General features: G+C 60.6%; 22 protein-coding genes. 7 read left to right on the top strand and 15 right to left on the bottom strand.

Annotation, left to right across the window (positions count from 1 at the left end; translation table 11 throughout):
- Position 1: 1 nt before the first annotated feature.
- The 7 genes from ACLH1U_RS05120 to ACLH1U_RS05090 form a co-directional block, all read right to left on the bottom strand.
- Positions 2 to 961, bottom strand: coding sequence for an AEC family transporter (locus ACLH1U_RS05120; protein ID WP_044522774.1), 960 nt, complete (start codon positions 959 to 961; stop codon positions 2 to 4).
- A gap of 136 nt (positions 962 to 1097) precedes the next feature.
- Positions 1098 to 1898: a biotin-independent malonate decarboxylase subunit gamma gene (mdcE, locus tag ACLH1U_RS05115; RefSeq protein ID WP_219803849.1), complete on the bottom strand. Its 801-nt coding sequence runs from the start codon at positions 1896 to 1898 to the stop codon at positions 1098 to 1100.
- On the bottom strand, positions 1898 to 2731 hold the full coding sequence (locus ACLH1U_RS05110; protein ID WP_032452728.1) for a biotin-independent malonate decarboxylase subunit beta: 834 nt from the start codon (positions 2729 to 2731) through the stop codon (positions 1898 to 1900). Before ACLH1U_RS05110 ends, mdcE begins: the two co-directional genes overlap by 1 nt.
- Positions 2724 to 3023 (bottom strand): malonate decarboxylase acyl carrier protein, encoded by a 300-nt coding sequence (gene mdcC / locus ACLH1U_RS05105; RefSeq protein WP_023289535.1) that lies wholly within the window; start codon positions 3021 to 3023, stop codon positions 2724 to 2726. The genes ACLH1U_RS05110 and mdcC overlap by 8 nt, the downstream gene beginning before the upstream one ends.
- Before the next feature lie 17 nt (positions 3024 to 3040).
- On the bottom strand, positions 3041 to 3883 hold the full coding sequence (locus ACLH1U_RS05100; protein WP_048334889.1) for a triphosphoribosyl-dephospho-CoA synthase: 843 nt from the start codon (positions 3881 to 3883) through the stop codon (positions 3041 to 3043).
- Positions 3883 to 5538, bottom strand: a complete 1656-nt coding sequence (gene mdcA, locus ACLH1U_RS05095) for a malonate decarboxylase subunit alpha (RefSeq protein WP_023289537.1) — start codon at positions 5536 to 5538, stop codon at positions 3883 to 3885. Before mdcA ends, ACLH1U_RS05100 begins: the two co-directional genes overlap by 1 nt.
- 220 nt (positions 5539 to 5758) lie before the next feature.
- Entirely contained in the window at positions 5759 to 6793 is a 1035-nt protein-coding gene (locus ACLH1U_RS05090) for an AI-2E family transporter (RefSeq protein WP_023289538.1), read from the bottom strand.
- Positions 6794 to 7235: 442 nt separating this feature from the next.
- Between ACLH1U_RS05090 and kpnE the strand changes: the two genes are divergently transcribed.
- Positions 7236 to 7598 carry a multidrug efflux SMR transporter subunit KpnE gene (gene kpnE / locus ACLH1U_RS05085; RefSeq protein WP_101861555.1) on the top strand — a complete coding sequence of 121 codons (363 nt, stop codon included), beginning with the start codon at positions 7236 to 7238 and terminating at the stop codon, positions 7596 to 7598.
- A complete protein-coding gene (gene kpnF, locus ACLH1U_RS05080) occupies positions 7585 to 7914 on the top strand; it encodes a multidrug efflux SMR transporter subunit KpnF (RefSeq protein WP_023289540.1) in 330 nt (109 codons plus the stop codon). The genes kpnE and kpnF overlap by 14 nt, the downstream gene beginning before the upstream one ends.
- Positions 7915 to 7969: 55 nt before the next feature.
- On the opposite strand, the gene ACLH1U_RS05075 is transcribed toward kpnF, so the two are convergent.
- Positions 7970 to 8059 (bottom strand): ArsR family transcriptional regulator, encoded by a 90-nt coding sequence (locus ACLH1U_RS05075; RefSeq protein ID WP_258315333.1) that lies wholly within the window; start codon positions 8057 to 8059, stop codon positions 7970 to 7972.
- On the opposite strand from ACLH1U_RS05075, the gene ACLH1U_RS05070 reads away from it, so the two are divergent.
- Entirely contained in the window at positions 8019 to 10175 is a 2157-nt protein-coding gene (locus ACLH1U_RS05070; protein ID WP_236947676.1) for a putative bifunctional diguanylate cyclase/phosphodiesterase, read from the top strand. The genes ACLH1U_RS05075 and ACLH1U_RS05070 overlap by 41 nt on opposite strands.
- Here ACLH1U_RS05070 and ACLH1U_RS05065 read toward each other — a convergent pair whose 3' ends face one another.
- The 3 genes from ACLH1U_RS05065 to ACLH1U_RS05055 all read right to left on the bottom strand — a co-directional run bounded on the left by ACLH1U_RS05065 (position 10176) and on the right by ACLH1U_RS05055 (position 14003).
- A complete protein-coding gene (locus tag ACLH1U_RS05065; protein ID WP_044522790.1) occupies positions 10176 to 10988 on the bottom strand; it encodes a trypsin-like serine peptidase in 813 nt (270 codons plus the stop codon). It abuts the gene before it with no gap.
- A gap of 942 nt (positions 10989 to 11930) precedes the next feature.
- On the bottom strand, positions 11931 to 12350 hold the full coding sequence (gene asr, locus ACLH1U_RS05060) for an acid resistance repetitive basic protein Asr (RefSeq protein WP_153650047.1): 420 nt from the start codon (positions 12348 to 12350) through the stop codon (positions 11931 to 11933).
- 165 nt (positions 12351 to 12515) lie between these two features.
- Complete coding sequence (locus ACLH1U_RS05055; RefSeq protein WP_101861557.1) at positions 12516 to 14003, bottom strand: carboxypeptidase M32; 1488 nt, start codon at positions 14001 to 14003, stop codon at positions 12516 to 12518.
- Between the two features lie 227 nt (positions 14004 to 14230).
- Between ACLH1U_RS05055 and ACLH1U_RS05050 the strand changes: the two genes are divergently transcribed.
- On the top strand, positions 14231 to 14323 hold the full coding sequence (locus ACLH1U_RS05050; protein WP_004206050.1) for a KPN_01571 family protein: 93 nt from the start codon (positions 14231 to 14233) through the stop codon (positions 14321 to 14323).
- Between the two features lie 30 nt (positions 14324 to 14353).
- On the opposite strand, the gene ACLH1U_RS05045 is transcribed toward ACLH1U_RS05050, so the two are convergent.
- Positions 14354 to 15604 (bottom strand): MFS transporter, encoded by a 1251-nt coding sequence (locus tag ACLH1U_RS05045; protein WP_086076196.1) that lies wholly within the window; start codon positions 15602 to 15604, stop codon positions 14354 to 14356.
- Between the two features lie 130 nt (positions 15605 to 15734).
- On the opposite strand from ACLH1U_RS05045, the gene ACLH1U_RS05040 reads away from it, so the two are divergent.
- From ACLH1U_RS05040 to bioD, 3 genes are all read left to right on the top strand, one after another.
- Positions 15735 to 16637 carry a LysR family transcriptional regulator gene (locus tag ACLH1U_RS05040; protein ID WP_023289546.1) on the top strand — a complete coding sequence of 301 codons (903 nt, stop codon included), beginning with the start codon at positions 15735 to 15737 and terminating at the stop codon, positions 16635 to 16637.
- 124 nt (positions 16638 to 16761) lie between these two features.
- On the top strand, positions 16762 to 17982 hold the full coding sequence (gene mlc / locus ACLH1U_RS05035; RefSeq protein WP_048298665.1) for a sugar metabolism global transcriptional regulator Mlc: 1221 nt from the start codon (positions 16762 to 16764) through the stop codon (positions 17980 to 17982).
- Between the two features lie 127 nt (positions 17983 to 18109).
- On the top strand, positions 18110 to 18805 hold the full coding sequence (gene bioD / locus ACLH1U_RS05030) for a dethiobiotin synthase (protein ID WP_023289548.1): 696 nt from the start codon (positions 18110 to 18112) through the stop codon (positions 18803 to 18805).
- On the opposite strand, the gene clcB is transcribed toward bioD, so the two are convergent.
- The 3 genes from clcB to ACLH1U_RS05015 form a co-directional block, all read right to left on the bottom strand.
- Positions 18758 to 20053: a voltage-gated ClC-type chloride channel ClcB gene (gene clcB, locus ACLH1U_RS05025; RefSeq protein WP_023289549.1), complete on the bottom strand. Its 1296-nt coding sequence runs from the start codon at positions 20051 to 20053 to the stop codon at positions 18758 to 18760. The genes bioD and clcB overlap by 48 nt on opposite strands.
- A gap of 133 nt (positions 20054 to 20186) precedes the next feature.
- On the bottom strand, positions 20187 to 20795 hold the full coding sequence (gene dmsD / locus ACLH1U_RS05020) for a Tat proofreading chaperone DmsD (protein WP_411299109.1): 609 nt from the start codon (positions 20793 to 20795) through the stop codon (positions 20187 to 20189).
- A gap of 41 nt (positions 20796 to 20836) precedes the next feature.
- Positions 20837 to 21694: a DmsC/YnfH family molybdoenzyme membrane anchor subunit gene (locus ACLH1U_RS05015; RefSeq protein WP_072420255.1), complete on the bottom strand. Its 858-nt coding sequence runs from the start codon at positions 21692 to 21694 to the stop codon at positions 20837 to 20839.

Here is a 21694-nt window from a genome sequence, read left to right as displayed (position 1 = left end):
TTTACAGTCCTGAAGTCAAAGAGATAAACAGCGGTAGCGACAGGATACACAGAACCGAGCTCAACAGCAGCACGGCTTCAGCATCCGGGGACTGCACGCCGAAGCGGTTGCCGAAGACCACGCCGAAGAAGCCGGCGGCCAGGGCAATCATCAGGATCGCGGTGATGGCGATGGCGCCGTGCAGACCCAGCAGCATCACCAGTCCCCAGGCGATAAACGGCTGCACCAGCAGTTTCACGATGGTAGAGGTGGCGATCAGCGCATTGAGCTGCAGTTTACGTGCCGAGAGGATCACCCCGGTGAGGAACAGCGCCGCGGCGGTGGCGGCCAGGCCCAGCGGTTTGATGGCGGCCAGCAGCAGGTCCGGCATTTTAATGCCGATAGCGGAAAGCACCACCCCGAGCAACGGGCCCCAGACGATCGGCTTTTTCACCGAACGCCACATCAGCACCGGCAGCATCGCCAGCGTAGAACCGGTGGTTTCCCCCGCGGCGCGGGCTTTTTCACGTTCCAGAATCAGCAGGCAGAAGGGGGTCATCAGTACCGAACCGCAGGCGATAGAGACCGCCACCGACAGCGAAGTCGATGCGCCTTCGCCGAGCACGCTGCCGAGGATCGGCAGGCCCAGCGCGGCGTAGTTCGGCAGGGCGACGGTGAGGGTCAGCACCGCGGCATCCTGCGGGGTGCGTTTGAAGACGCTGGTGGCGAGGAAGTAAATCCCGGCGTAGGTGATCCACATCGCGCCAGTGAGCACCAGCACCAGCGGCGACTGGGCGACGATACCGGCCCACGGAGTTTGCACCGTGGCGCTGAACAGCGTAGCGGGTAAGGCAAAATCCATTACAAAGATATTGAGCAGGGAGACATTTTTGTTATCTACCATCCCGGCCTTACCGGCCCAGAAGCCCAGCAGCATAATGACGAAAATCGGGGCAAGAGCATGAATAATCACATAAGTCATAAATCACCTGTAAATAAAATAGAGTACTGGCGCGATTGTTATTTTTTCTAAAAGCCGTCCCTACCCGGCGCGGTTATGACGCGCTCCGGGGGACGGCTTCCGGCAGGTTTTCTTCTACTACTTACGTACGAACGTGCTACCAGCTGGCGCGCATCAGGTCGCGGACCCGCTGCGAGCTGCGGCGGTTTTCCGCACCCAGGCGGCACTTCAGCGAGGGATCCTGGCGCGCGTCAGCGATGGCGTCGCGCAGGGTGTGGCTGACCAGCGCCAGATCGTGGTCGTCAGGGGCGTCAGGATGGCTGATGTCCAGCAGAGCGGAGAGCAGGCCGAGCGTGGCGTAGTTGCTGACGTCATAGGCCATCGGCGGGATGGTCGCCGCCAGTTTCTCCAGCGCCTCCACGCTGCGCAGGGTAATGCGCGCGGCCGACGCTTTACCCATCGCGTGGACCAGTACGCCGCTGTCGTTAAAGGCGATCAGACGGTTGGCCTGGTAGCCGTGGGCCAGAAACGCCCCGGACATCGCTTTGCCGACGATCAGGCCAATCACCGGGTGGCCGGCCAGACGGGCTTTGGCGTAGGCGCCTGCCGCTCCGGCCAGCGCCTGGTGAATACCAAAGGCTTCTTCGCGACGGCCATAGGCCTGGCTCGGCACATCGATCACGGCGACGATCGGCCGTTTGCGGGCCTGGTGGGCGTCGGCGGCGATGGTTTCATTGACCACTTTCGCCAGCGTCCAGCCTTCGAGCAGGCCGACTTCGCCACCGGCGGCGCGCGGGTAGTGGTTATTGGCGTCAGGCACTACGGCGATAAAACGCACCTTTTCGCCATTAAGCTGGCCGTCTGCCACCTGCACGGAAGGGCACAGGCCGCTCATCAGCGGCGCCTCGGGCGCCAGTTTGTTCAGCCATAGCGCGGCGCGGTTTGGGAACTGACTCATTATTTTTCCTCCCGGGCAAAAAGCTGTTTAATCTGCGCGGTATCCGCCTGCTGGCGGGTGTCGAACTGGCTCAAACGGCGCAGATAGTCGTCATAATTGTCGCTGCGGTGCTGCGCCGGTACGCCTTTGGCGATCGCTTCGTTCATCGCGGTTTTGACGGCCTTGACGCCATCGTTAACCAGCGCGTCGACCAGGCCGCTGGCGGCGCGAATTTCGCCGCCGGTCATGCTCCAGATAAACGGCCGGTTACGCGAGTCGTACTCTTCAATGCCGGCTTCCTGCTCGATAACCTGCGGTCCGTTGAGGCCGAGACGGGCTTCTCGGGTGACGATGAGATAGCTGCACAGCGCGGCGGCGATGGACATGCCGCCGAAGCAGCCGACGGTGCCAGCGATGATGCCGACTACCGGGGTGTAGCGGCGCAGATCGACAATCGCGGCGTGAATATCGGCGATGGCGGCCAGGCCAAGGTTGGCCTCCTGCAGCCGGACGCCGCCGGTTTCCAGGCACAGGACCGCCTGCGTCGGAATACCGTTGCGGTTATCCTCCGCCGCCAGCTCCAGCGCGGCGGCCATTTTGGCGCCGGAGACTTCGCCCATACTGCCGCCCTGGAAGGTGCCTTCGATGGCAATCACCACCGCCGGCTGGCCGTTGATAGTGCCTTTGGCTACCACCATACCGTCGTCGGACTGCGGGACAATGCCCTGCGCCCCGAGCCACGGCGACATAATGCCGTCAAACGGATCCAGCAGTTCGCGGTAGCTGCCGTCGTCCAGCAGAGCGTGGGCGCGTTCGCGAGCGCGCAGTTCGATAAAGCTGCGATCGTTACGCATGAGCGGCCTCCTCAAAGACTTGTTCGATACGAATACGGGCGACGCCCGGCGTGGCGCCGAAGTCGTGAATAACCAACTGCCCGGCGGGCAGGCCGTTGATCAGGCTCAGCCGGTCGAACAGCGCCTGCCAGCGCGCCTGGCTGTTATCCACCGAGGTGGTAATTTGCACGCTGAGCGTATCGCTTCCGGCGGCGGTATAGAGCACTTCCATATCGCCTGAACCTACAACCCCTGCCAGCGCTCGGCCGCGGAGGGCGCGGCTGGCAGGAAATGACAATGTAATCTGTTCCATAACATCCTCTGAATGCGTTAGCCGGCAACCCGGTCGAGAAACAGGGTGGCGGCAAGGAGATCGGCGGCGCCGCCCGGCGAGGCGTTGTGCGCCAGCATCTGCGCGTCAAGCCGCGCCAGGGCGGCGCGTCCGGCGACGCTGGCGCACCCGCCGGCCGCCAGCACCGCGCGGGCGCCCTGCTGCATGGTCTGCAGGCCGGTCATGCCGGCGCGCGACAGCACGCAGGTATCGCTCAGCGAGGTCATGATGGCCATCAGCGCGTCAAGTCGCGCCTGCGGCTCGCTGGCGCCCCGGGCGCGGCTTTGCTGTAACTGCGGCAGCGCCAGGGCGGTGATATGCGGGAAACCGCGCTGCGCCTCTTCGCGCGCGCCCGGCACCTGCCAGCGGCGGCTGGCGCGTAGCCCTTTACTGAAGCTTTTCGGCGCCAGGCCGTCGGGCAGACGGGCGAGGGCGGCGGCGGTGTCGGCGATCGCCTGTGAATGACCCACTCCCCCCAACATCGCTACCGCGCTGACCAGCAGCCCCAGCGCCCAGATGGCGCCGCGGTGGGTGTTGACCCCGCCGGTGGCCTGCATCATCTGCGCTTCGCCTTCCCGGCCGAGGCGGCCGACGGTTTCGCGCAGCGCGATATCCGCCGGGCGGCGCCAGCTTTGCTGGGCCAGCGCGTGGAAGGTCGGCTGCAGGCTGCGGGCGGAGCGTTCCATCAGCGCCAGCGTGAGGTCCTGATGCGCGCCGCTGCCGCGGCTGTCGACCAGACCCGGTTTCGGGCTCAGACGGGCTTCGTCAATCAGACAGGCGCTGGCGGTATCCGCTAGCCAGCTGACGCGGCTTTCTGCGTGCAGGGGGGAGAGAATTTTCATTACCAGCTCCGGAATTTTGCCGGTGGGTTGTACAGTCCGTCGGACCATTCCACCAGGTCGGCGACGCTGCCGGCGGCCAGCAGCGAACGGGTGGCCTCGCTACGGCGAATGCCGAGATCTTCCGGGTAAACCACTTTGCCGCTCTGACGCAGGGCAGCCACGCGTTTCGCGTCCACTCCGAGACCGATGTCGGTGATCCCGGCCACGGCGGCGACCATCGCCCGGCGCTCTTCCAGGCTTTCCGCACGATACAGGTAGGCGATACCCTCTTCGGTCAGCACGTGGGTGACGTCATCGCCGTAAATCATCACCGGCGCCAGCGGCATGCCGGAGGTTTTGGCGACGTCGACCGCGTCGAGAGTCTCAACAAAGGTCGGCTTCACCCCGGCCTGAAAGGTTTCGACCATCTGCACTACCAGTTTTTTACCGCGCTGCATGGGGTCCGGCTCGGTGATCATATTGAGCCAGGCAGGGGTGGCATGACGGCGGCCGTGCGGATCGTGGCCCATGTTCGGCGCGCCGCCGAAGCCGGAAAGGCGGCCGCGGGTGACGGTCGAGGAGTTAGCCAGACCATCAACCTGCAGGGTCGAACCGATAAACATATCCACCGCGTATTGCCCCGCCAGCTGGCAGAAGGCGCGGTTGGAGCGCATGGAGCCGTCCGGGCCGGTAAAGAAGATATCCGGACGGGCGCGGATGTACTCTTCCATCCCCAGCTCGCCGCCGAAGCAGTGCACGCTCTCCACCCAGCCGCTCTCGATCGCCGGGATCAGCGTCGGATGCGGGTTCAGGGTCCAGTGTTTACAGATTTTGCCTTTCAGACCGAGCTGTTCGCCGTAAGTCGGCAGCAGCAGTTCGATGGCGGCGGTGTTGAAGCCGATCCCGTGGTTGAGGGACTGCACCTGATGCTCGGCGTAGATGCCCTTGATCGCCATCATCGCCATCAGAATGTGTTCTTGCTTAATCAGGCGCGGGTCGCGGGTGAACAGCGGTTCAATAAAGAACGGCTTGTCGGCGACCACCACGTAATCAATCCACGAGCCGGGAATATCGACGCGGGGCAGATCGCACTCGTCGTCCACCAGTTCGTTAACCTGGGCGATAACAATACCGTCGTGGAAGGCGGCGGCTTCCACCAGCGCCGGGGTATCTTCGGTACTCGGCCCGGTATACAGGTTACCTTTACGGTCGGCTTTGTAGCCGGCGATCAGCGCGACGTTGGGCGACAGATCGACGTACAGGCGGGAGTAGAGTTCGATATAGGTATGAATGGCGCCGATTTCCAGCAGGCCATCTTCCAGCAGCTGCGAAATGCGCAGGCTTTGGGTACCGGAGAAGGAGAAATCGAGTTTGCGGGCGATACCTTTTTCAAACAGGTCCAGATGCTCGCTGCGCCCGACGCTCGGCATGATCATATGCAGATCGTGGATTTTCTGCGGATTGACTTCCGCCAGCATGCGGGAGAGGAAATCGGCCTGCTTCTGGTTGTTGCCTTCCAGCACCACCCGGTCGCCGGGGGCGATCAGGTTTTCCAGTACGCTGACCAGCTGGTCAGTGGGGATGACTTTGCCCGGGATGTTGGCCTCGGCCAGCCGCCGCTGCTTTTCCGTCCGGCGACGGTTCCAGACCCGCCCCGTCGTTTGTTCGGCATTCATTATTAACCTCCTGATTCGACAAATCGTTTTGTTTGTCCTGGTGGAGGGTAGTGTGCGATGCGAGGCGCGGAGCATCAATTAAGCACGGCGGCCAATTGTTAGCCTGAGAGTAACAATTGTGATTGGCCCTTTGTGATGAGGATCAATAATACGAAAGGCGTAGTGGTCTACCACAGGTGTCAGGGAGAGGGGGCCGGCCAGTCGCCGGCCCGGGGAAGGGTTATTCTTTGCTCACATCACTTAATAAGAATGCGATGCTCTGGCCGCCGCTGGTCTGCTCGAGGGCGATTTTGACGATGATCGTCAACGGCACCGACAGGAGCATACCGACCGGACCCAGCAGCCAGCCCCAGAAGATCAACGACAGGAATACCACCAGGGTGGAGAGTCCCAGGCCACGCCCCATGATCCGCGGTTCGAGAATATTGCCGAACACCAGGTTAACGATCAGATAGCCGGCCAGCACCACCAGCGCCTCGTACAGGCCGCCGAATACCAGGACCTGGAGGATCGGCGGGATGGCCGCCAGCACGGAGCCAATATTGGGAATATAGTTCAGCGCGAAGGCCAGCAGCCCCCACATAAAGGCGAAACGCACGTCCAGCAGAACCAGCATGCCCCAGACCACCAGCCCGGTGACCAGGCTAATCGCGGTCTTCAGCACCAGATAATGCGACACGCTGTCGATGGCGCGCTGAATGGCCCCCATGCCTTCTACCGGGCGGGACATCAGCTGCTGTAGTTTGGCGGGCAGTTGCGGAACCTCCAGCAGCATAAACACCACCGTCAGCAGCAGCAGAAAAATCGAGGACATGGCGTTCGACAGCTGAGTGAGCAGACCGGTGACCAGGGTCATCACGGCGTTGGGGTCGATATATTTGTTTAGCTCCACCACCGAGACGGTAAAGCCCAGGCGCTGCAGCCAGGGAGCGATGGTTTGCATCGGTTCGTAGAGATAGTTGCGGTACTGCGGCAGGGTGCGCGCCAGCTCGTTAAGCGAAGTCCCCAGCGAGGCCAGCAGCACAACGGCTAACATGACGATAAGGCCGATCAGCAATGAGATCGCCAGCACGCGTGGCACCCGGCAGCGGACCAGCAGCTGGACCAGCGGATTAATAATCACCGCCAGAAAAAGCGCGAGTATAAACGGGACAATAATGTCTGCCGCAAAGCGAATGCCGGTCAGGATGATCACCAGCATGCCCAGCATGATGACCATCTTTAATCCGTTAAGTGTAATAATAGGTTTAGCCATAGGATCCCGTCCTCAATCTTCCTTGCCTGTTAACAGGTTGCGTTACATTAGCATAATGACGTTTTTTTTCAGAAAAAACGCATTGCAGCAAAACCGCGGCGTAAAGAATTGCAAAGTCTTTGAATAAAATGTAGCACTATGCTACAAATCTACCTGTGTTTAACTACTGAGGACAATTTTCATCCGCACCGGACGAGAAGCAACACCGCGGATAATTGTAATTTTATGGACAATCAGTTCAGGATGTATATTTTAAATCACCCCGCAGTATCCCTCACTTTTTCCCGTTTTGCCGGCGAACAGCACTGGCATTCGGCGCTATAGTCACCTTCTTTCTGCCTGAGCTGGCGCCAAGCGCACAGCGAAATCTACGTCAGAAATTTTCCTGTTTACGCGTCGCGTAAACGGTAATGGATTATATTCTCAAGCAGGAGAAGGGATCATGTTTTATTGGATTTTATTAGCTTTAGCGATTATTGCTGAAATTACCGGCACCTTGTCGATGAAATGGGCAAGCATTAGCGGTGGGCATACCGGCTTTATTTTAATGCTGGCCATGATTGCCCTGTCATATATTTTTCTCGCCTTTGCGGTTAAAAAAATTGCCCTCGGCGTGGCCTACGCGTTATGGGAAGGGATTGGTATTTTGCTGATCACCCTGTTCAGCGTACTGTTGTTTGATGAAAGCCTGTCGCTGCTGAAAATAGCCGGTCTGACTACCCTGGTACTGGGGATCGTCTTAATTAAGTCCGGCACCCAGAAAAAAGCGTCGTCGAAGCCGGAGGTGGCTCATGCAGCAGTTTGAGTGGATCCACGCCATCTGGCTGGCTATCGCCATTGTTCTGGAAATTATTGCCAACGTCTTTTTGAAGTTTTCCGACGGTTTCCGCCGCAAGGTCTATGGCATTCTGTCGCTGGCGGCGGTGCTGGGCGCGTTCAGCGCCCTGTCGCAGGCGGTGAAAGGCATCGATCTGTCGGTCGCCTATGCGCTGTGGGGCGGCTTCGGTATCGCGGCGACCATCGCCGCCGGCTGGGTGCTGTTTGGCCAGCGCCTGAATAACAAAGGCTGGGCGGGAGTCATCCTGCTGGTTGCCGGCATGGTGTTAATTAAACTCGCCTGATGTCGCGCCGCCTGCAAAGCCAGGCGGCAAAACGGGTTCGCTGTAGTATGCTTACTCAAGACCGGCCCCGCAGGTATTGTGCCCGGTGACGATGAGGACTGCGCATGCTCACAGCTTTCGGCTGGCGGAAAATTCCTTCCGCCAGGACGTTGTCAATAATGATTTTTCTCGCCGGGCTCGGCCTCACCGCGTCGGTGATCTCACTGCTTTACCTCTCGCAACACCTCATTGCCAGCAAATCCAATGAAATTGATCAGCAGCGCTCGGTCCTGTCGGTGGAAGGGGCGGTGCAGACCTCGGTCAACCGGGTGCTGTCGCTGGTGCTGGACAATGCCATCTGGGACGATGCGGTGACCCAGACTTACGCTCCCAGCCTGGATCAAAAATGGCTGTACGACTCCTGGGGATCCGGCTTCAAAATCAACAACCTGTATGACGGCACCTTTGTCCTTGATGAACATTATCACATCCTGTGGGGCGCCTTTCAGAGTCAGGTCATGCCCCGGGCAGACCTCGCATTTCTCGGCGCCGGGCTGACCAGCCTGATCCGCTATCATGCACAGGCTCTGCGCGAGGGGAGAAACGCCTTCGCCGGCATCACACGTACCGAGGCCGGGATCGCTTTCGTCGGCATCGGCCTGATACGGCCGACGAGCGGCCGGCTGCAGGTGGCTGACAAGACCCGACGCTATCTGGTCATTACCCGGCACATCAGCCCTCAGCTGCTGGAGCGTTTAGGCGACACCTTCCAGATAAGCCATCTGCATCTCAGCGACGGCCCAGGCGAACACCGGATCCCGCTGCGCACGCAGGGAGGCGAGGTTCTGGGCTATCTGGCGTGGCAGCCGCGTCTGCCCGGCGCCGAAGCGGCCCTGGCCTCGTCAGGCAGTATGCGGCTGATCGCCGGGGTGGCCGCCAGCCTGATCCTGCTGTTTATTCTGTTCAGCAGCCTCGGCATGTATAAGCTGGCCCGCGGCGAACGTCAGGCGCGGGAGATCGCCCTGATTGACTGGCTTAGCCGCCTGCCCAACCGGCGTGCGCTGCTGCTGCGGCTCAGCCAGGTGTGCGACACGAGTAAGCACGATATGCAATGCGTGGTGTTTATCGATCTGGACGGTTTTAAGGATGTGAATGATAACTATGGCCACGATGTGGGCGACACTCTGATCCGCCATATCGCCAGCGCGCTGCAAAAACGGGTGCCGGCGGGGGCCATGCTGGCAAGAATGGGCGGGGATGAGTTCGCCATGGCGGTGAGCGGCGAACAGGCGATCGACCGGGCCGCGGCGTTCGCGTGGGCGGCGCTGGAGCTGCTTAAAGCGCCGGTGGCGCTGAGCAAACGCACAATTTATATCGGCGCCAGCATCGGCATCGCCAGCGGTACTCCGGCGGAATGCTCCAGTACCGAACTGTTTCGCCGGGCGGATATCGCCATGTACCACGCCAAGAAGAGCGGCAAGGGGCGGACGGCCTGGTATGACGATGCGCTGGATGCTGTGCGACGTCATCAGCTGATGATTGAGAATGGCATCCGTCAGGGGCTGGAGCAGGATGAATTTGAGGTCTGGTATCAGCCGGTGGTCGATGCCGATACGCTGGCGATGACCGGCGTTGAAGCGCTGCTGCGCTGGCCGCGTCGCCCGCAGGGTGCGCTGGCGCCGGATGCGTTTATCGCCATTGCTGAGAGTAGCGGCCTGATTGACACCCTCGGCCAGTTCGTCCTGCAACGCGCCTGCAGCGACCTGCAGCCGGTGGGCGATCTGCTGCTGTCGGTGAACATCTCGCCGGCGCAATTTCGCGATCCGGCGTTTGAAAGCCGGGTGATGGAAACGGTCGCTGCCTGCCGCTTTCCGCCGTCGCGCCTGCAGGTGGAGGTGACGGAGAGTTATGTGCTGGAAAATCCGGAACGTTCGCAGGCGGTGGTGGAGAATCTGAAGGCCCAGGGCATCGCCGTGGCGCTGGACGATTTTGGCACCGGTTACTCCAGCATCGGCTATTTACGCCGCTTTCGCTTTGACAGCCTGAAGATTGACAAATCCCTCGCCGGGCGGGTGGATTGCGATGCGCAGGCGGCGGAGATGGTGCGCGGCACGGTGCGCATCGCCCGCGCGCTGGGGATGACGGTCGTGGCGGAGGGGGTTGAAGATCCGCAACAGCTGGCGCTGCTGCGGCGGGCCGGCTGCGACCGGCTACAGGGCTTTTACTTCAGTAAACCGATGCCGATCGCCGACCTGCTGCAGCGGCGTCAGCAGCAGGGGTAATTACTCTCCGGCCAGCGCCTCCAGCTTATCGCGAAAGCCGGTCACCGCGATGGCGCGGTTGTCCGCCCGCCAGCGATCCTGCGGGCCGGGAGCCGAACTTTGCACGGCGATCACTTGCCAGCCGTCCGCGGTTTTCAGCAGCAGCGGCGAGCCGCTGTCGCCGGGCAGGGTGTCACACTGGTGCGACAGGACGCTGTTTTGCGCCCAGCCGGTGACGATGCAATCCTGATGGCTGTAAAGATTGTCCAGATGATCTTCAGGATAACCTGACTGGGTCACTTTCCGGTCCGCCGCCTTCAGCGCGGCGGTTAAATCGGCCTTACTGCCGGGGAAGAGCGGGATCGGCGTGATGCCCGAGGGAGCATAGCGCAGCACGATCAGGCCAAAATCCGAGGGCGCCGCGGCGGAGGGAACGATCCAGCCGTCACCGTCGGCTTTCAGACGCTTGCCTAATCCGGGATCCACGCGTCCGTCAATGCCGTGGATCTCATACACCCAGTTGCCCTTGCGGGAAATAAAGCGCAGAGCGACCGCTTTGTCCGGCTTGCCGCGCGGGGGCGTTAACAGGCAGTGGCCTGCGGTCAGCGCCAGATTGGGGGAGATGAGCGTCGCCGTGCACAGATTGCCGCTGGCGGTCTCCAGCTGGCCAATCGCGTCCCACGGACTCTCCTCCGGGCGGCTCACCGCTTTACGCTCATCGTGGCCGAAAAACAACGTCTTAATATCTTTGGCGCTCAGTCCGCTATCTTCGGCATGTGCGCCCAGAGGTAACAGATAAAATGAACACAGTAATAACAGAACGTCTCTACGCATATCACTCTCTGGGGGAGGCTATGATGTCTATTGACAGTAGCAGGAGATTTAAGTTTTTGAAAGTAAACAATAATTCTAATCAGGCCAAACGGCATGTCTCATCTGCGCGCGGCGGGCCCTGGCGCGGGTAAAACCTTCTGATTTCAATCGGTTAATACCATTAACCTTCTGCTGCTATTTCCGCAGAAAGCACGGTCTGGCGCAAGCACATTCGTGTATCAGAACGTACTGAAATTGGCGAATAATGCAGCAATACCTCTTTGAGGTTATTCCTGGTTTGGCAGCATAATGCGCAAAAATAATACTTTTCCCCGCCAGAACTTCACCAGAATTCGCACTTCTTTACGCCTCACGTAATTATTTTCAATGCGAAACATTTTCTCACCGAAAACGTTGTTACCGTCACCCGGCCGTTGAGTAAATAGAGAGGTAATACCGGCGATGATAGCCTGAATTCTATTTCCCCGGCGTTCGGAGGGTATATGTCTAAAAAAGGTATTCGCGCACTGGTCTATGTTTCCCTGGTCTCGGTGGCCATCTGGGGCGCAACCGGCTATCTGGTGATGGAAGCGGTACGTGCGTTGTGATGAGTCTGGCCGCCGTGTGGGGGCCAGGCGCGCGATGGTTTATTGCTAACGTGTCTGGCGTCTTCGGGCGCCGGGCATGATTTGCGCCGCTGGCAGCGGCAGGGTAAAAGAGAGTGATAAGGGTGGGCAACAATATTTGCGCGACATTCACCTTCCGTGAAGTCTGAGCCAGGCGGCAAAACGGGAGAGAAAGACGAAATGATTAATAGAGGAAAAAGCGGGTCGCAACCACTGCGCAAATGATTAACAGGATCAGGATGAGCTCAAAACGATAACGCCGCAGCATAGTGCTCTCCAGAAAAAACGGCGCTGAAGCAGCGCCGATTATTTAAGAAGGTTGGTTCACCGGGAGGAATTAGGCTGCCGGCTGTGCAGCAGGTTTAGCGGCCTGGTGTTTGGTGGTTTTATGGTGTTTTTTCACTGCCTGAGCTTTCTGGGCTACCGGTTTAGCGGCAGCTTTGTGGTGCTTTTTCGCGGCCTGGGCTTTCTGCGGAGCGGCTGGTTTGGCTTCTGCTTTCTTGTGTTTTTTAGCGGCCTGGGCTTTCTGGGCAGCGGCTGGTTTAGCTTCTGCTTTCTTGTGTTTTTTGGCAGCCTGAGCTTTCTGCTCTGCAGCTGGTTTGGCCGCGGCTTTATGGTGTTTTTTGTGATGGGTGGTCTTGGCAGCAGTGCTGTGGGTAGCAGCTGGCGCCTGAGTGGTGCTTACTGCGTCAGCAGCGAAAGCGGCGGAAGAGAGACCCATAGCAGCGGCAACGACCAGAGCTAATACTTTTTTCATTCTGATATCCTCGAAAAGTTTTCTTAATTTCAACCCCACTGCGGGGCCGGTGAAATCACTATATGCTTGTCTTTTCGGGCTTTCCGTGAGTGTTTGGTATCGGCGTGTAACCGAATGTACAAGGCGGGGAGTGGAAGGACGCGCCGGGCAGCCCGGCGCGGACGATCACAGATAGCGGGCGGTAAGGTGGTCGCGGAAGTAGCGGCTGTTAAGATCCTCGCCGGTGACCTGCTGGATCAGCTGCGAGGTGGTGAAGCGGCTGCCATGCTGCCAGATATTCTGCCGCAGCCAGTCAAACAGGGCGCTGAAATCCCCTTCCGCGATATCGCGGTCTAACGTCGGCAGCGCGCGACGGGCGGCGGCCATCAGCTGCGCGGCATACATCGCCCCCAGCGTGTAGGAAGGGAAGTAGCCGAAGCCGCCGTCGGTCCAGTGAATATCCTGCATACAGCCGTCCCGGTAGTTGCCGGTGGTCGACAGTCCCAGCCAGTGCTGCATTTTCTCATCCCACAGCGACGGAATATCTTCCACCTCTATCTCGCCGTCGATCAGCGCGCGTTCAATTTCATAGCGCAGGATCACATGCGCCGGATAGCTGACCTCATCGGCATCAACGCGAATAAAGCCTGGTTTCACCCGCTGGTTCCAGGCGATGAAATTCTCCTCGCTAAAGGCCGGCCGATCGCCAAAGCGTTCGCGCACCGCCGGCAGCAGGCGTTTCAGGAAGCGCTCGCTGCGTCCCAGCTGCATTTCGAAGAACAGGCTCTGCGACTCATGGATAGCAGTAGAGCGGGCCAGTCCTACCGGCTGGTCGACCCACGGGCGAGGCAGATTCTGCTCATAGCGGGCGTGGCCGGTCTCGTGGATCACGCCGAACAGAGCGCTGAGCAGGTCGTTTTCGTTGTAGCGGGTGGTGATGCGCACATCCTGAGGGACGCCGCCGCAAAACGGGTGGGCGCTGATGTCCAGACGCCCGCCGTCAAAGTCAAAGCCGAGGATGCGCATCGCCTGCAGACCCAGTTCGCGCTGCTCAGGGATCGGGAACGGCCCCTGCGGGGCGATCAAGGTTCGCGTCGCCTGCTTATCGACCGCTTGTCGCAGCAGGGAAGGCAGCCAGGACTTGAGATCGGCAAACAGGCTGTCCAGCCGGGCGCTGGTCATATCCGGTTCGAAAATATCCAGCAGCGCGTCATAGCGTGAGCCGCCCCGGGCGTCGGCGCGGATCTGCGCTTCCTCGCGGCTCAGCCTGACCACCTCGCGCAAATTCTCGGCAAAGCCAGCCCAGTCATTAGCCGGCCGCTGACTGCGCCAGGCATGTTCGCAACGGCTACCGGCCAGCGATTTGGCCTCCACCAGGCTCTCCGGCAGCAGCGCCGCCTGATCGTACTGGCGCTGCATTTCCCGCAGGTTGGCCTGTTCGAGGTCGTTGAGATCCTGCTGGCGGGCCGCCTGCAGCCATTGGCCCACTTTTTTATCGGTCAGGATCTGATGCTGTAGCACGCCGAGTTCAGCCAGCGCTTCGCCGCGGGCGGCGCTACCGCCCGGAGGCATCATGGCGAACATATCCCAGCCGGCGATGGCGGAGAGATGCGAAAAGCGCGACAGGCGCTGAAAGGTGCGGGTAAGCTGCTGATAAGGCGTATTTTCAGTCATAGTAGCGTTCGGTCCGTGACAGGTGAATGAACAGATTATCGGTATGCCTCTACAGTATCCTGATACGCCTGGCGGGTCGAGCGTGGCGCGCAGAGGGCGGGGTAAAGCATTAGCCGCGTGATAGCAGGAAAAAAAGCGTGGCTCTGTGAGCAGTATTGCAGAAATCGGTAACGCATCGTGACTAAACTGTGATCGATAACGCAAGTCTGGAGGTTCGGGGGTGGTTTATGAATCCGTTCACCTGGCTGTTTATTGCCTTACTGTCCGTTGATGCCGTCAGAGAGCTGATGGGCTTGTCATCTATCATGGGCATGTGGTGAAACGTGGCCCGCAGGCCACGTCACGCGCGATTATTTTAGTCGCCGATACAGGCAAGTGCCGGTCAACAGCGCGGCAAGGAGCAGCAGCGCGATAAATCCGCCGACGCCGTTCCAGCCGTAGCGATGCCAGAACACCCCGCCTAATGTCCCCGCCAGGCTTGAGCCAAGATAATAGCTGAACAGATACAGCGATGACGCCTGACCGCGGGCGCGGCGCGCGCGCGGGCCAATCCAGCTGCTGGCGACGGAGTGCGCGGCGAAGAAGCCGGCGGAGAATAGCAGCATGCCAATGAAAATAAGCCACAGGGAAGAAAAGAGCGTCATCAGCAGGCCGCAGAGCATCACGCCGGTAAAGCCGAGCATCACCGGACCGCGGCCATAGCGTACGGTCATGGCGCCCGCTTTCGGCGAGCTCCAGGTCCCGGTGAGATACGCCACCGACAGCAGACCCACCACCGCCTGGCTTAACGACCACGGCGACATCATCAGACGGTAGCCAATGTAGTTAAACAGGGTGACAAAGGCCCCCATCAGCAGGAAACCCTCGACGAATAGCAGCGGCAGGCCGCGATCGCGCCAGTGCAGGCGGAAATTTATCAGCAGCGTTTTTGGCCGCAGCGAGGTCGGGCGGAAATGGCGCGACTCGGGCAGGATTCGCCAGAACATAATCGCCGCGGCCAGGGCGAAGCCGCTGATCACCGCCAGCGCCACGCGCCAGCCGAAAAAATCGGTAAAGACCCCGGTGAGCAAGCGGCCGCTCATGCCGCCGATGGAGTTGCCGCTGATATAAAGTCCCATAGAGAAGGCCACAAAGCTGGGGTGGATCTCCTCGCTCAGGTAGGTCATACCGACCGCCGCCACGCCGCTCAGCGACAGGCCAATCAGGGCGCGCATAATCAGGATGCCGTGCCAGCTGGTCATCATGGTCGACAACAGCGAGCAGCAGGCGGCCAGCAGCAGCGCGGTGACCATCACCGGCTTGCGGCCTATGGCGTCCGACAGCGGGCCGGTGAACAGCAGGCCCACCGCCAGCATCGCCGTGGAAATGGAGAGAGAGATACTGCTGCTGGCCGGCGATACGCCGAACTCGTTCGACAGCACCGGCAGGATCGGCTGCACGCAGTAGAGCAGGGCGAAGGTGGCCAGACCGGCGGAGAACAGCGCGAGCGTGACGCGCATAAACTGCGGGGTGCCGCGCTTAATAAACGGATCCGGGCGGGATGCACCAGCGACGCTGACCTCGCCCGCCGGCACGGTGTCAACGGTTGTTGTACGACTCACAGAGAATTCCTTGGGTAGAAGTTGCTGCTTACCAACAGAGTGTTGTGACCATTCAGCTCACATTTTTAGGGTATGAAAATGTAAATATTCTGTCTAATATATTAATAATCTCAAATAAGACGTTTTAAATATGAATATCGAGTTGCGTCATTTGCGCTACTTTGTCGCCGTCGCCGAGGAGCTGCATTTTGGCCGCGCCGCGGCGCGACTGAACATCTCTCAACCGCCGTTAAGTCAGCAAATTCAGATCCTCGAGCAGCAGACCGGCGCCCGACTGTTCGCCCGCACCAACCGCAGCGTCAGCCTGACGGCGGCGGGGAAACAGTTTCTCGCCGACAGCCGACAAATTCTCGCCCAGGTGGAGGACGCGGCCGCCCGCGCCGCCCGTCTGCACCATGGGGAAACGGGCGAACTGCGTATCGGCTTTACCTCCTCGGCCCCTTTTATCAAGGCGGTATCCGATACGCTGTCCCTGTTTCGTCAGCGCTACCCGGATGTGCATATTCTCACCCGCGAGACCAATACCCGCGAACAGATTGTCCCGCTGAGCGAGGGAGCCCTCGACCTCGGCCTGTTGCGCAATACCCAACTGCCGGACACCCTGGCGTGGCAGCGAGTGCTGCGCGAGCCGCTGCTGGCGATGGTCCCGGCGGACCATCCGCTGGCCCGCCAGCCCTCGGTCAGCCTGGCGGCGCTGGCGCGGGAGCCGTTCGTCTTTTTCGACCCGCACGTCGGTACCGGCCTGTATGACGATATCCTTGGCCTGCTGCGCCGCTACGGTCATACGCCGGTGATTGCCCAGGAGGTGGGGGAGGCGATGACTATTATTGGCCTGGTGGCCGCCGGGCTGGGGGTGTCGATCCTGCCGGCCTCCTTTCAGCGCGTGCAGCTCAGCGAAATGCGCTGGCTGCCGATTGACGAACAGGATGCGGTGTCGGAGATGTGGCTGGTGTGGTCGAAACACCATGAGCAGGGGGCGCTGGCAAAACGCTTTCGTGACACGCTGCTGGCCTGGAAAAACGAGCGCAATTGAGACAAAAAGGGGCTGGAAATGTGCGGTAAATCACAAGGCTAAGCAAAAATTTGACGTTCACCATCGAAGTGCTTCACCATAGCCGAAAGTTTATTTCGAAGCGCGAAAATAAAGGGAGTCAATGGTGGTAGCGGATAGTCAACCAGGCCATATCGATCAAATTAAGCAGACCAATGCGGGCGCCGTCTATCGCCTGATTGATCAGCTCGGCCCGGTATCGCGTATCGACCTCTCCCGATTTGCGCAACTGGCGCCCGCCAGCATCACCAAAATTGTCCGCGAGATGCTGGAAGCGCATCTGGTGCAGGAGACCGAGATTCAGGAGCCCGGCAGCCGCGGGCGCCCGGCGGTGGGTCTGATGGTGGAAACCGAGGCCTGGCACTATCTGGCGGTGCGCATCAGCCGCGGCGAGATCCACCTTTCGCTGCGCGATTTAAGCAGCCAGCTGGTGGTGGAGGAGCAGCTGGAGCTGGCCCTTACCGACAGCACGCCGTTTCTGACGCGGATTATCGACCATATCGATCGCTTCTTTATTCGCCACCAGAAGAAGCTGGAACGTCTCACCTCCATCGCCATAACGATGCCGGGTATCATTGATACCGAAAACGGCATTATTCATCGCATGCCGTTTTATGAAGAGGTCAAAGACGTCCCGTTGGGCGAAACGCTGGCCAACCATACCGGGGTGCCGGTCTATATTCAGCATGACATTAGCGCCTGGACCATGGCGGAATCGCTGTTTGGCGCCTCGCGCGGCGCCCGGGACGTCATCCAGGTGGTGATCGATCATAACGTCGGCGCCGGGGTTATCACCGACGGACGTCTGCTGCACGCCGGCAGCAGCAGCCTCGTGGAGATCGGTCATACCCAGGTCGACCCCTACGGCAAACGCTGCTACTGCGGCAACCACGGCTGTCTGGAAACGATCGCCAGCGTGGAGAGCGTGCTGGAGCTGGCGCAGATGCGGATGGCGCAGTCGATGAGCTCGCTGCTGCATCAGCGTCCGCTGAGCGTGGAGTGGCTGTGCCAGGCGGCGCTGCAGGGCGACCTGCTGGCCCGGGACATTATTAGCGGCGTCGGTCATCACGTCGGTCGCATTCTGGCGATCATGGTCAATCTGTTTAACCCGCAGAAAATCCTGATCGGCTCGCCGTTTAACCTGGCGGCAGACATTCTTTTTCCGGCAATTTCCAGCTGCATTCGGCAACAATCACTCCCGGCCTACAGCCAGCATATCGCAGTTGAAAGCACCCAGTTCTCCAACCGCGGAACGATGGCTGGCGCGGCGCTGGTCAAGGATGCGCTCTATAACGGATCCTTACTCATACGACTGTTACAGGGTTAACATTTTTTCATAGTCACACCAAAAATTGCGCTATCTCAAGCTGACCCCCAGCGGCTTCACGTAGACTTTGCCCACTGTTGATTATTTCTCTCCCGTATATTTCATCGACAAAACTGTGGGGTTAGTGATGTTTAAGCGTTTCTTTATTACAGGTACAGACACCTCTGTCGGGAAGACAGTGGTTTCCCGTGCGCTGTTGCAGGCACTTGCTGCCAGAGGCAAAAGCGTGGCCGGGTACAAGCCTGTGGCGAAGGGCAGCAAAGAGACGCCGGACGGTTTGCGTAATAAAGACGCGCTGGTGCTGCAGAGCGTCTCCACGCTGGCGTTACCCTATGAGGCTGTCAATCCCATCGCCTTAAGCGAAGACGAAAGCAGCGTGGCGCACAGCTGCCCGATCAACTACGGTCTGCTGTCGGATGGTTTGCAGCGGCTGGCCGGGCAGGTTGAACACGTGGTGGTTGAAGGCACCGGCGGCTGGCGCAGCCTGATGAACGACCTGCGACCGCTCTCCGAATGGGTGGTACAGGAGCAGCTCCCGGTGCTGATGGTGGTGGGGATCCAGGAAGGGTGCATCAACCATGCGCTGCTGACGGCCCAGGCGATCGCCAATGACGGGCTGCCGCTGATCGGCTGGGTGGCCAACCGCATCAATCCCGGTCTGGCGCACTACGCCGAAATCATTGATGTGCTCAGCAAAAAGCTGCCGGCGCCGCTCATTGGCGAGCTGCCGTATCTGCCGCGCGCCGAACAGCGTGAGCTAAGCCGCTACGTCGACTTAGACATGCTCGGCAACGTGATGGCGATAGATCGAATCCCGGCGTAACGTCCGCGACAGCACCGACGCCACCACGCAGGTGATCAGCAGGCCGGGCAGCAGCACATACTGCCCGGTCATCTCACAAATCATCAGAGTCGACATGATTGGCGCATGGGTAGTGGCGGCAAGAAACGCCGCCATGCCGGTCAGTCCCATCATCATAGCCATCTCCTGCCCCCCCGGTAGCCACAGCCCGCTGAAGCGGGCCAATAGCATGCCCATCGCCAGGCCGACAAACAGCGTGGGGGTAAACACCCCGCCCGGCGCGCCGGAGCCACTGCTGGCCAGCACTGCCAGCAGTTTGCACAGGAATACCGCCACCAGCAGCGCGCCGGGCGGCGGCAGCAGCAGATAGCTTTGCACCACGCTGTAGCCGTTGCCCCACACCGCCGGCGTGATGAGCGATAAGCCGCCGACGATCAGACCGCCCAGCGCCAGCTGCCACGGCGGCGCCAGTTTCAGCCTGACGAACCCGCGGTGGCTGTATTCCATCAGCCAGATAAACAGCGGCCCGCACAGTCCGGCCAGCAGTCCGGTGGCGAGCATCAGGCCATAGTGCAGCGCGCTGAGATCCTGCTGCAGGACGACATGGTACAACGGCGCGGCGCCGCCGTTGAGAAACTGGGTCAGCAGCAGGGCGATCACCGCCGAGATCACTACCGGCCCAAGCGAGGCCAGCATCAGCGTGCCAAACAGAATTTCAGCGATAAACAGGCTGCCGGCCAGTGGAGCATGATAGGCGCTGGCCATCCCGGCGGCGGCGCCGCAGGCGACCCACAGTTTCCATTCGGCCTGCGGCGTGAAGCGGCGGGCGAACAGCGAGGCCGCCAGCGCGGCCAGCAGGATCATGGCGCCTTCCCGGCCAATCGCGCTGCCGGTGACCACCACCAGCAGCGAGGCCAGCGACTTCACCAGGCTTGCCGGCGTATCGAAGCAACCGTCTCCGGTCTCCAGGGCTTCCATATAATCGGTGGCGGCGTGCGGACGGGCAACGCGGCGTCGTTGCCACAGCCAGAGAAGTGCCCCTGCCGCCAGTCCCCCCAGCGCCGGGGTAATCAGCCGTCGCCACGCCGGCAGCGACTGCGCGGCGTTGACCAGGCTCCCGCTGTCGTTACCGAGAAACAGCGTTTCCAGCACTACCATGGCATGGCGAAACAGGGCCACCGCCAGGGCGGCGAGAAGGCCAATCAGCGTGGCGATCAGCAGGCGACGAAACATCACCTGCACATCTGGATAGGGATGAAGACGGTGCATCGGTCACAGCGAGATTGGGAAAACATGGACTTATTGTGATAGGGAATAAACTTATATGCAAAAGCGATAAGTGCGGGTTACGGAGAGGGGAGCCAGCAAGGAAACCGCGCCGACTCCCGGCGCGGCAAAGGGATTAGCGATAGAGCGGCTTTTCCGCCACCGCGAGGGGTAGACCTGCCTGCCACTGCGCCAGGGTCGCCTGCGCCAGCTGGCCCAGCGCCTGGTAGAAGGGGTGGGCGGCATGTTCGACAAAGACGCTCAGGAAGCGCCCGGACCACGGCAGCAGATGCCAGGCCAGCAGCTGGGCAAACAACGCCTCCTGTTCCGTTTCGCACAGCCACGCCGCCAGCAGCAGCAGGGTGCCGAAATGGTCTTCCGGCTCGTTGCGTTCGGAGTCCAGTGCGATGCCGTTCGCGCGCATCCATTCGCGCAGGGCCAGTGTGGATTCGCCGAACAGCACCGACTCTTTATCCAGCCAGACGGATCCCCATGGCGGCGCCGGCAGGGCCCACGGTCCGATAAACAGGCGCTGCCAGGCTTCCGGCAACGACTCTTCCACCGACGCGGCAAACCCCGATGCCAGCGGGGCGGCAACCGGGAAGGGCCACTGTTGCTGCCAGCTGCCGTCCTGGAAGGCGGCCACCAGCGGCGCGATTTGCGGGCTATTCGGCGCATAAGAGAACAACGCGCCCAGGGTACGGGCGCTTAAGGCGACAGCGTCGCGGTGAGGGAACGGCATCATCACTTATTCCTTTCTGCGGCGCGCGCCGGCGCGCCGTCTCATTAACGGGCAACCGCCATACCGACGGTCATATGGAGCCCATAAAACAGGCCGCGGCCAATACATTCCGCGATCAAGACCAGCAGCAGACCGGCCAGCAGCCCCGCAGCGCGCGGCGGCTGACGGCGGATCAGCGGACACAGCCAGCAGCCGAGTCCCAGCGCCAGCAGGATCAGACGTAAGGCCTGCAGTCTACCGTAATCCGGCAGCAGGGTGGCCGCCTGCTGAACGGCGCTGTGAATGGCGCCGAGCCCGGCGCTTTGCATCACGATAATCGCGGCGCTGATGACCAGCGCGGCCACGCTCAGCCCGGCAATAAACCAGACGTTAACGTCGACTTTGGCCATTCGCAGCAGCAGGGCGGCGAACAGCGGCCCGCTGAGGAGTACCGTCAGGAAGAAGGCGCTGGTGGTGTAGCCAGTGTACCATGTCGGCACGGTATCGATTTGATAAACCCGGGTCATCGCCAGCACAAACACCAGCCCCAACAGCAGGGCGATCGCCAGCCAGACTTTCCCCAGCGCCGCCGGCATTTTTTCCAGCACGGCCAGCAGCCACCAGAATCCGCCCACGGCGAAAAACAAGGCGCCGCTGGCGATTTCGTTGCTCAGCGCCGAGGCCCCGATGCGGTTCAGCGAGTTAAACGCCCGCAGCGGCGAACCAAGATGCATCACTGAGGCGAGAAAACCGATCCCCATCAACAGCCAGATAAAAAACATGCTGCGCACCAGCCGCTGCCGCGCTTCGCGCTGGTCAGCCAGCGCCAGCCAGACCAGACCGCTGACGAGGGTCGCGCCGACCACGCATTGCCCCAGTACCGTAAACAGCACCAGCGGCCATTCCTGCCATCCGCTTCCCAT

The sequence above is a fragment of the Klebsiella sp. 1SOBk5mer genome (assembly GCF_046603115.1).
Taxonomy (GTDB): domain Bacteria; phylum Pseudomonadota; class Gammaproteobacteria; order Enterobacterales; family Enterobacteriaceae; genus Klebsiella; species Klebsiella quasipneumoniae.
The sequence above is the reverse complement of the archived record's forward strand: the minus strand, read 5'-3'. Positions and strand labels throughout refer to the sequence as shown.

Excerpts from the sequence above, each read along its gene's own strand:
- ACLH1U_RS05120 (WP_044522774.1), bottom strand. The coding sequence starts at position 961 with ATGACTTATGTGATTATTCATGCTCTTGCCCCGATTTTCGTCATTATG.
- mdcE (WP_219803849.1), bottom strand. The coding sequence starts at position 1,898 with ATGAGTCAGTTCCCAAACCGCGCCGCGCTATGGCTGAACAAACTGGCG.
- ACLH1U_RS05110 (WP_032452728.1), bottom strand. The coding sequence starts at position 2,731 with ATGCGTAACGATCGCAGCTTTATCGAACTGCGCGCTCGCGAACGCGCC.
- mdcC (WP_023289535.1), bottom strand. The coding sequence starts at position 3,023 with ATGGAACAGATTACATTGTCATTTCCTGCCAGCCGCGCCCTCCGCGGC.
- ACLH1U_RS05100 (WP_048334889.1), bottom strand. The coding sequence starts at position 3,883 with ATGAAAATTCTCTCCCCCCTGCACGCAGAAAGCCGCGTCAGCTGGCTA.
- mdcA (WP_023289537.1), bottom strand. The coding sequence starts at position 5,538 with ATGAATGCCGAACAAACGACGGGGCGGGTCTGGAACCGTCGCCGGACG.
- ACLH1U_RS05090 (WP_023289538.1), bottom strand. The coding sequence starts at position 6,793 with ATGGCTAAACCTATTATTACACTTAACGGATTAAAGATGGTCATCATG.
- kpnE (WP_101861555.1), top strand. The coding sequence starts at position 7,236 with ATGTTTTATTGGATTTTATTAGCTTTAGCGATTATTGCTGAAATTACC.
- kpnF (WP_023289540.1), top strand. The coding sequence starts at position 7,585 with ATGCAGCAGTTTGAGTGGATCCACGCCATCTGGCTGGCTATCGCCATT.
- ACLH1U_RS05070 (WP_236947676.1), top strand. The coding sequence starts at position 8,019 with ATGCTCACAGCTTTCGGCTGGCGGAAAATTCCTTCCGCCAGGACGTTG.
- ACLH1U_RS05065 (WP_044522790.1), bottom strand. The coding sequence starts at position 10,988 with ATGCGTAGAGACGTTCTGTTATTACTGTGTTCATTTTATCTGTTACCT.
- asr (WP_153650047.1), bottom strand. The coding sequence starts at position 12,350 with ATGAAAAAAGTATTAGCTCTGGTCGTTGCCGCTGCTATGGGTCTCTCT.
- ACLH1U_RS05055 (WP_101861557.1), bottom strand. The coding sequence starts at position 14,003 with ATGACTGAAAATACGCCTTATCAGCAGCTTACCCGCACCTTTCAGCGC.
- ACLH1U_RS05050 (WP_004206050.1), top strand. The coding sequence starts at position 14,231 with ATGAATCCGTTCACCTGGCTGTTTATTGCCTTACTGTCCGTTGATGCC.
- ACLH1U_RS05040 (WP_023289546.1), top strand. The coding sequence starts at position 15,735 with ATGAATATCGAGTTGCGTCATTTGCGCTACTTTGTCGCCGTCGCCGAG.
- bioD (WP_023289548.1), top strand. The coding sequence starts at position 18,110 with ATGTTTAAGCGTTTCTTTATTACAGGTACAGACACCTCTGTCGGGAAG.
- clcB (WP_023289549.1), bottom strand. The coding sequence starts at position 20,053 with ATGCACCGTCTTCATCCCTATCCAGATGTGCAGGTGATGTTTCGTCGC.
- dmsD (WP_411299109.1), bottom strand. The coding sequence starts at position 20,795 with ATGATGCCGTTCCCTCACCGCGACGCTGTCGCCTTAAGCGCCCGTACC.
- ACLH1U_RS05015 (WP_072420255.1), bottom strand. The coding sequence starts at position 21,694 with ATGGGAAGCGGATGGCAGGAATGGCCGCTGGTGCTGTTTACGGTACTG.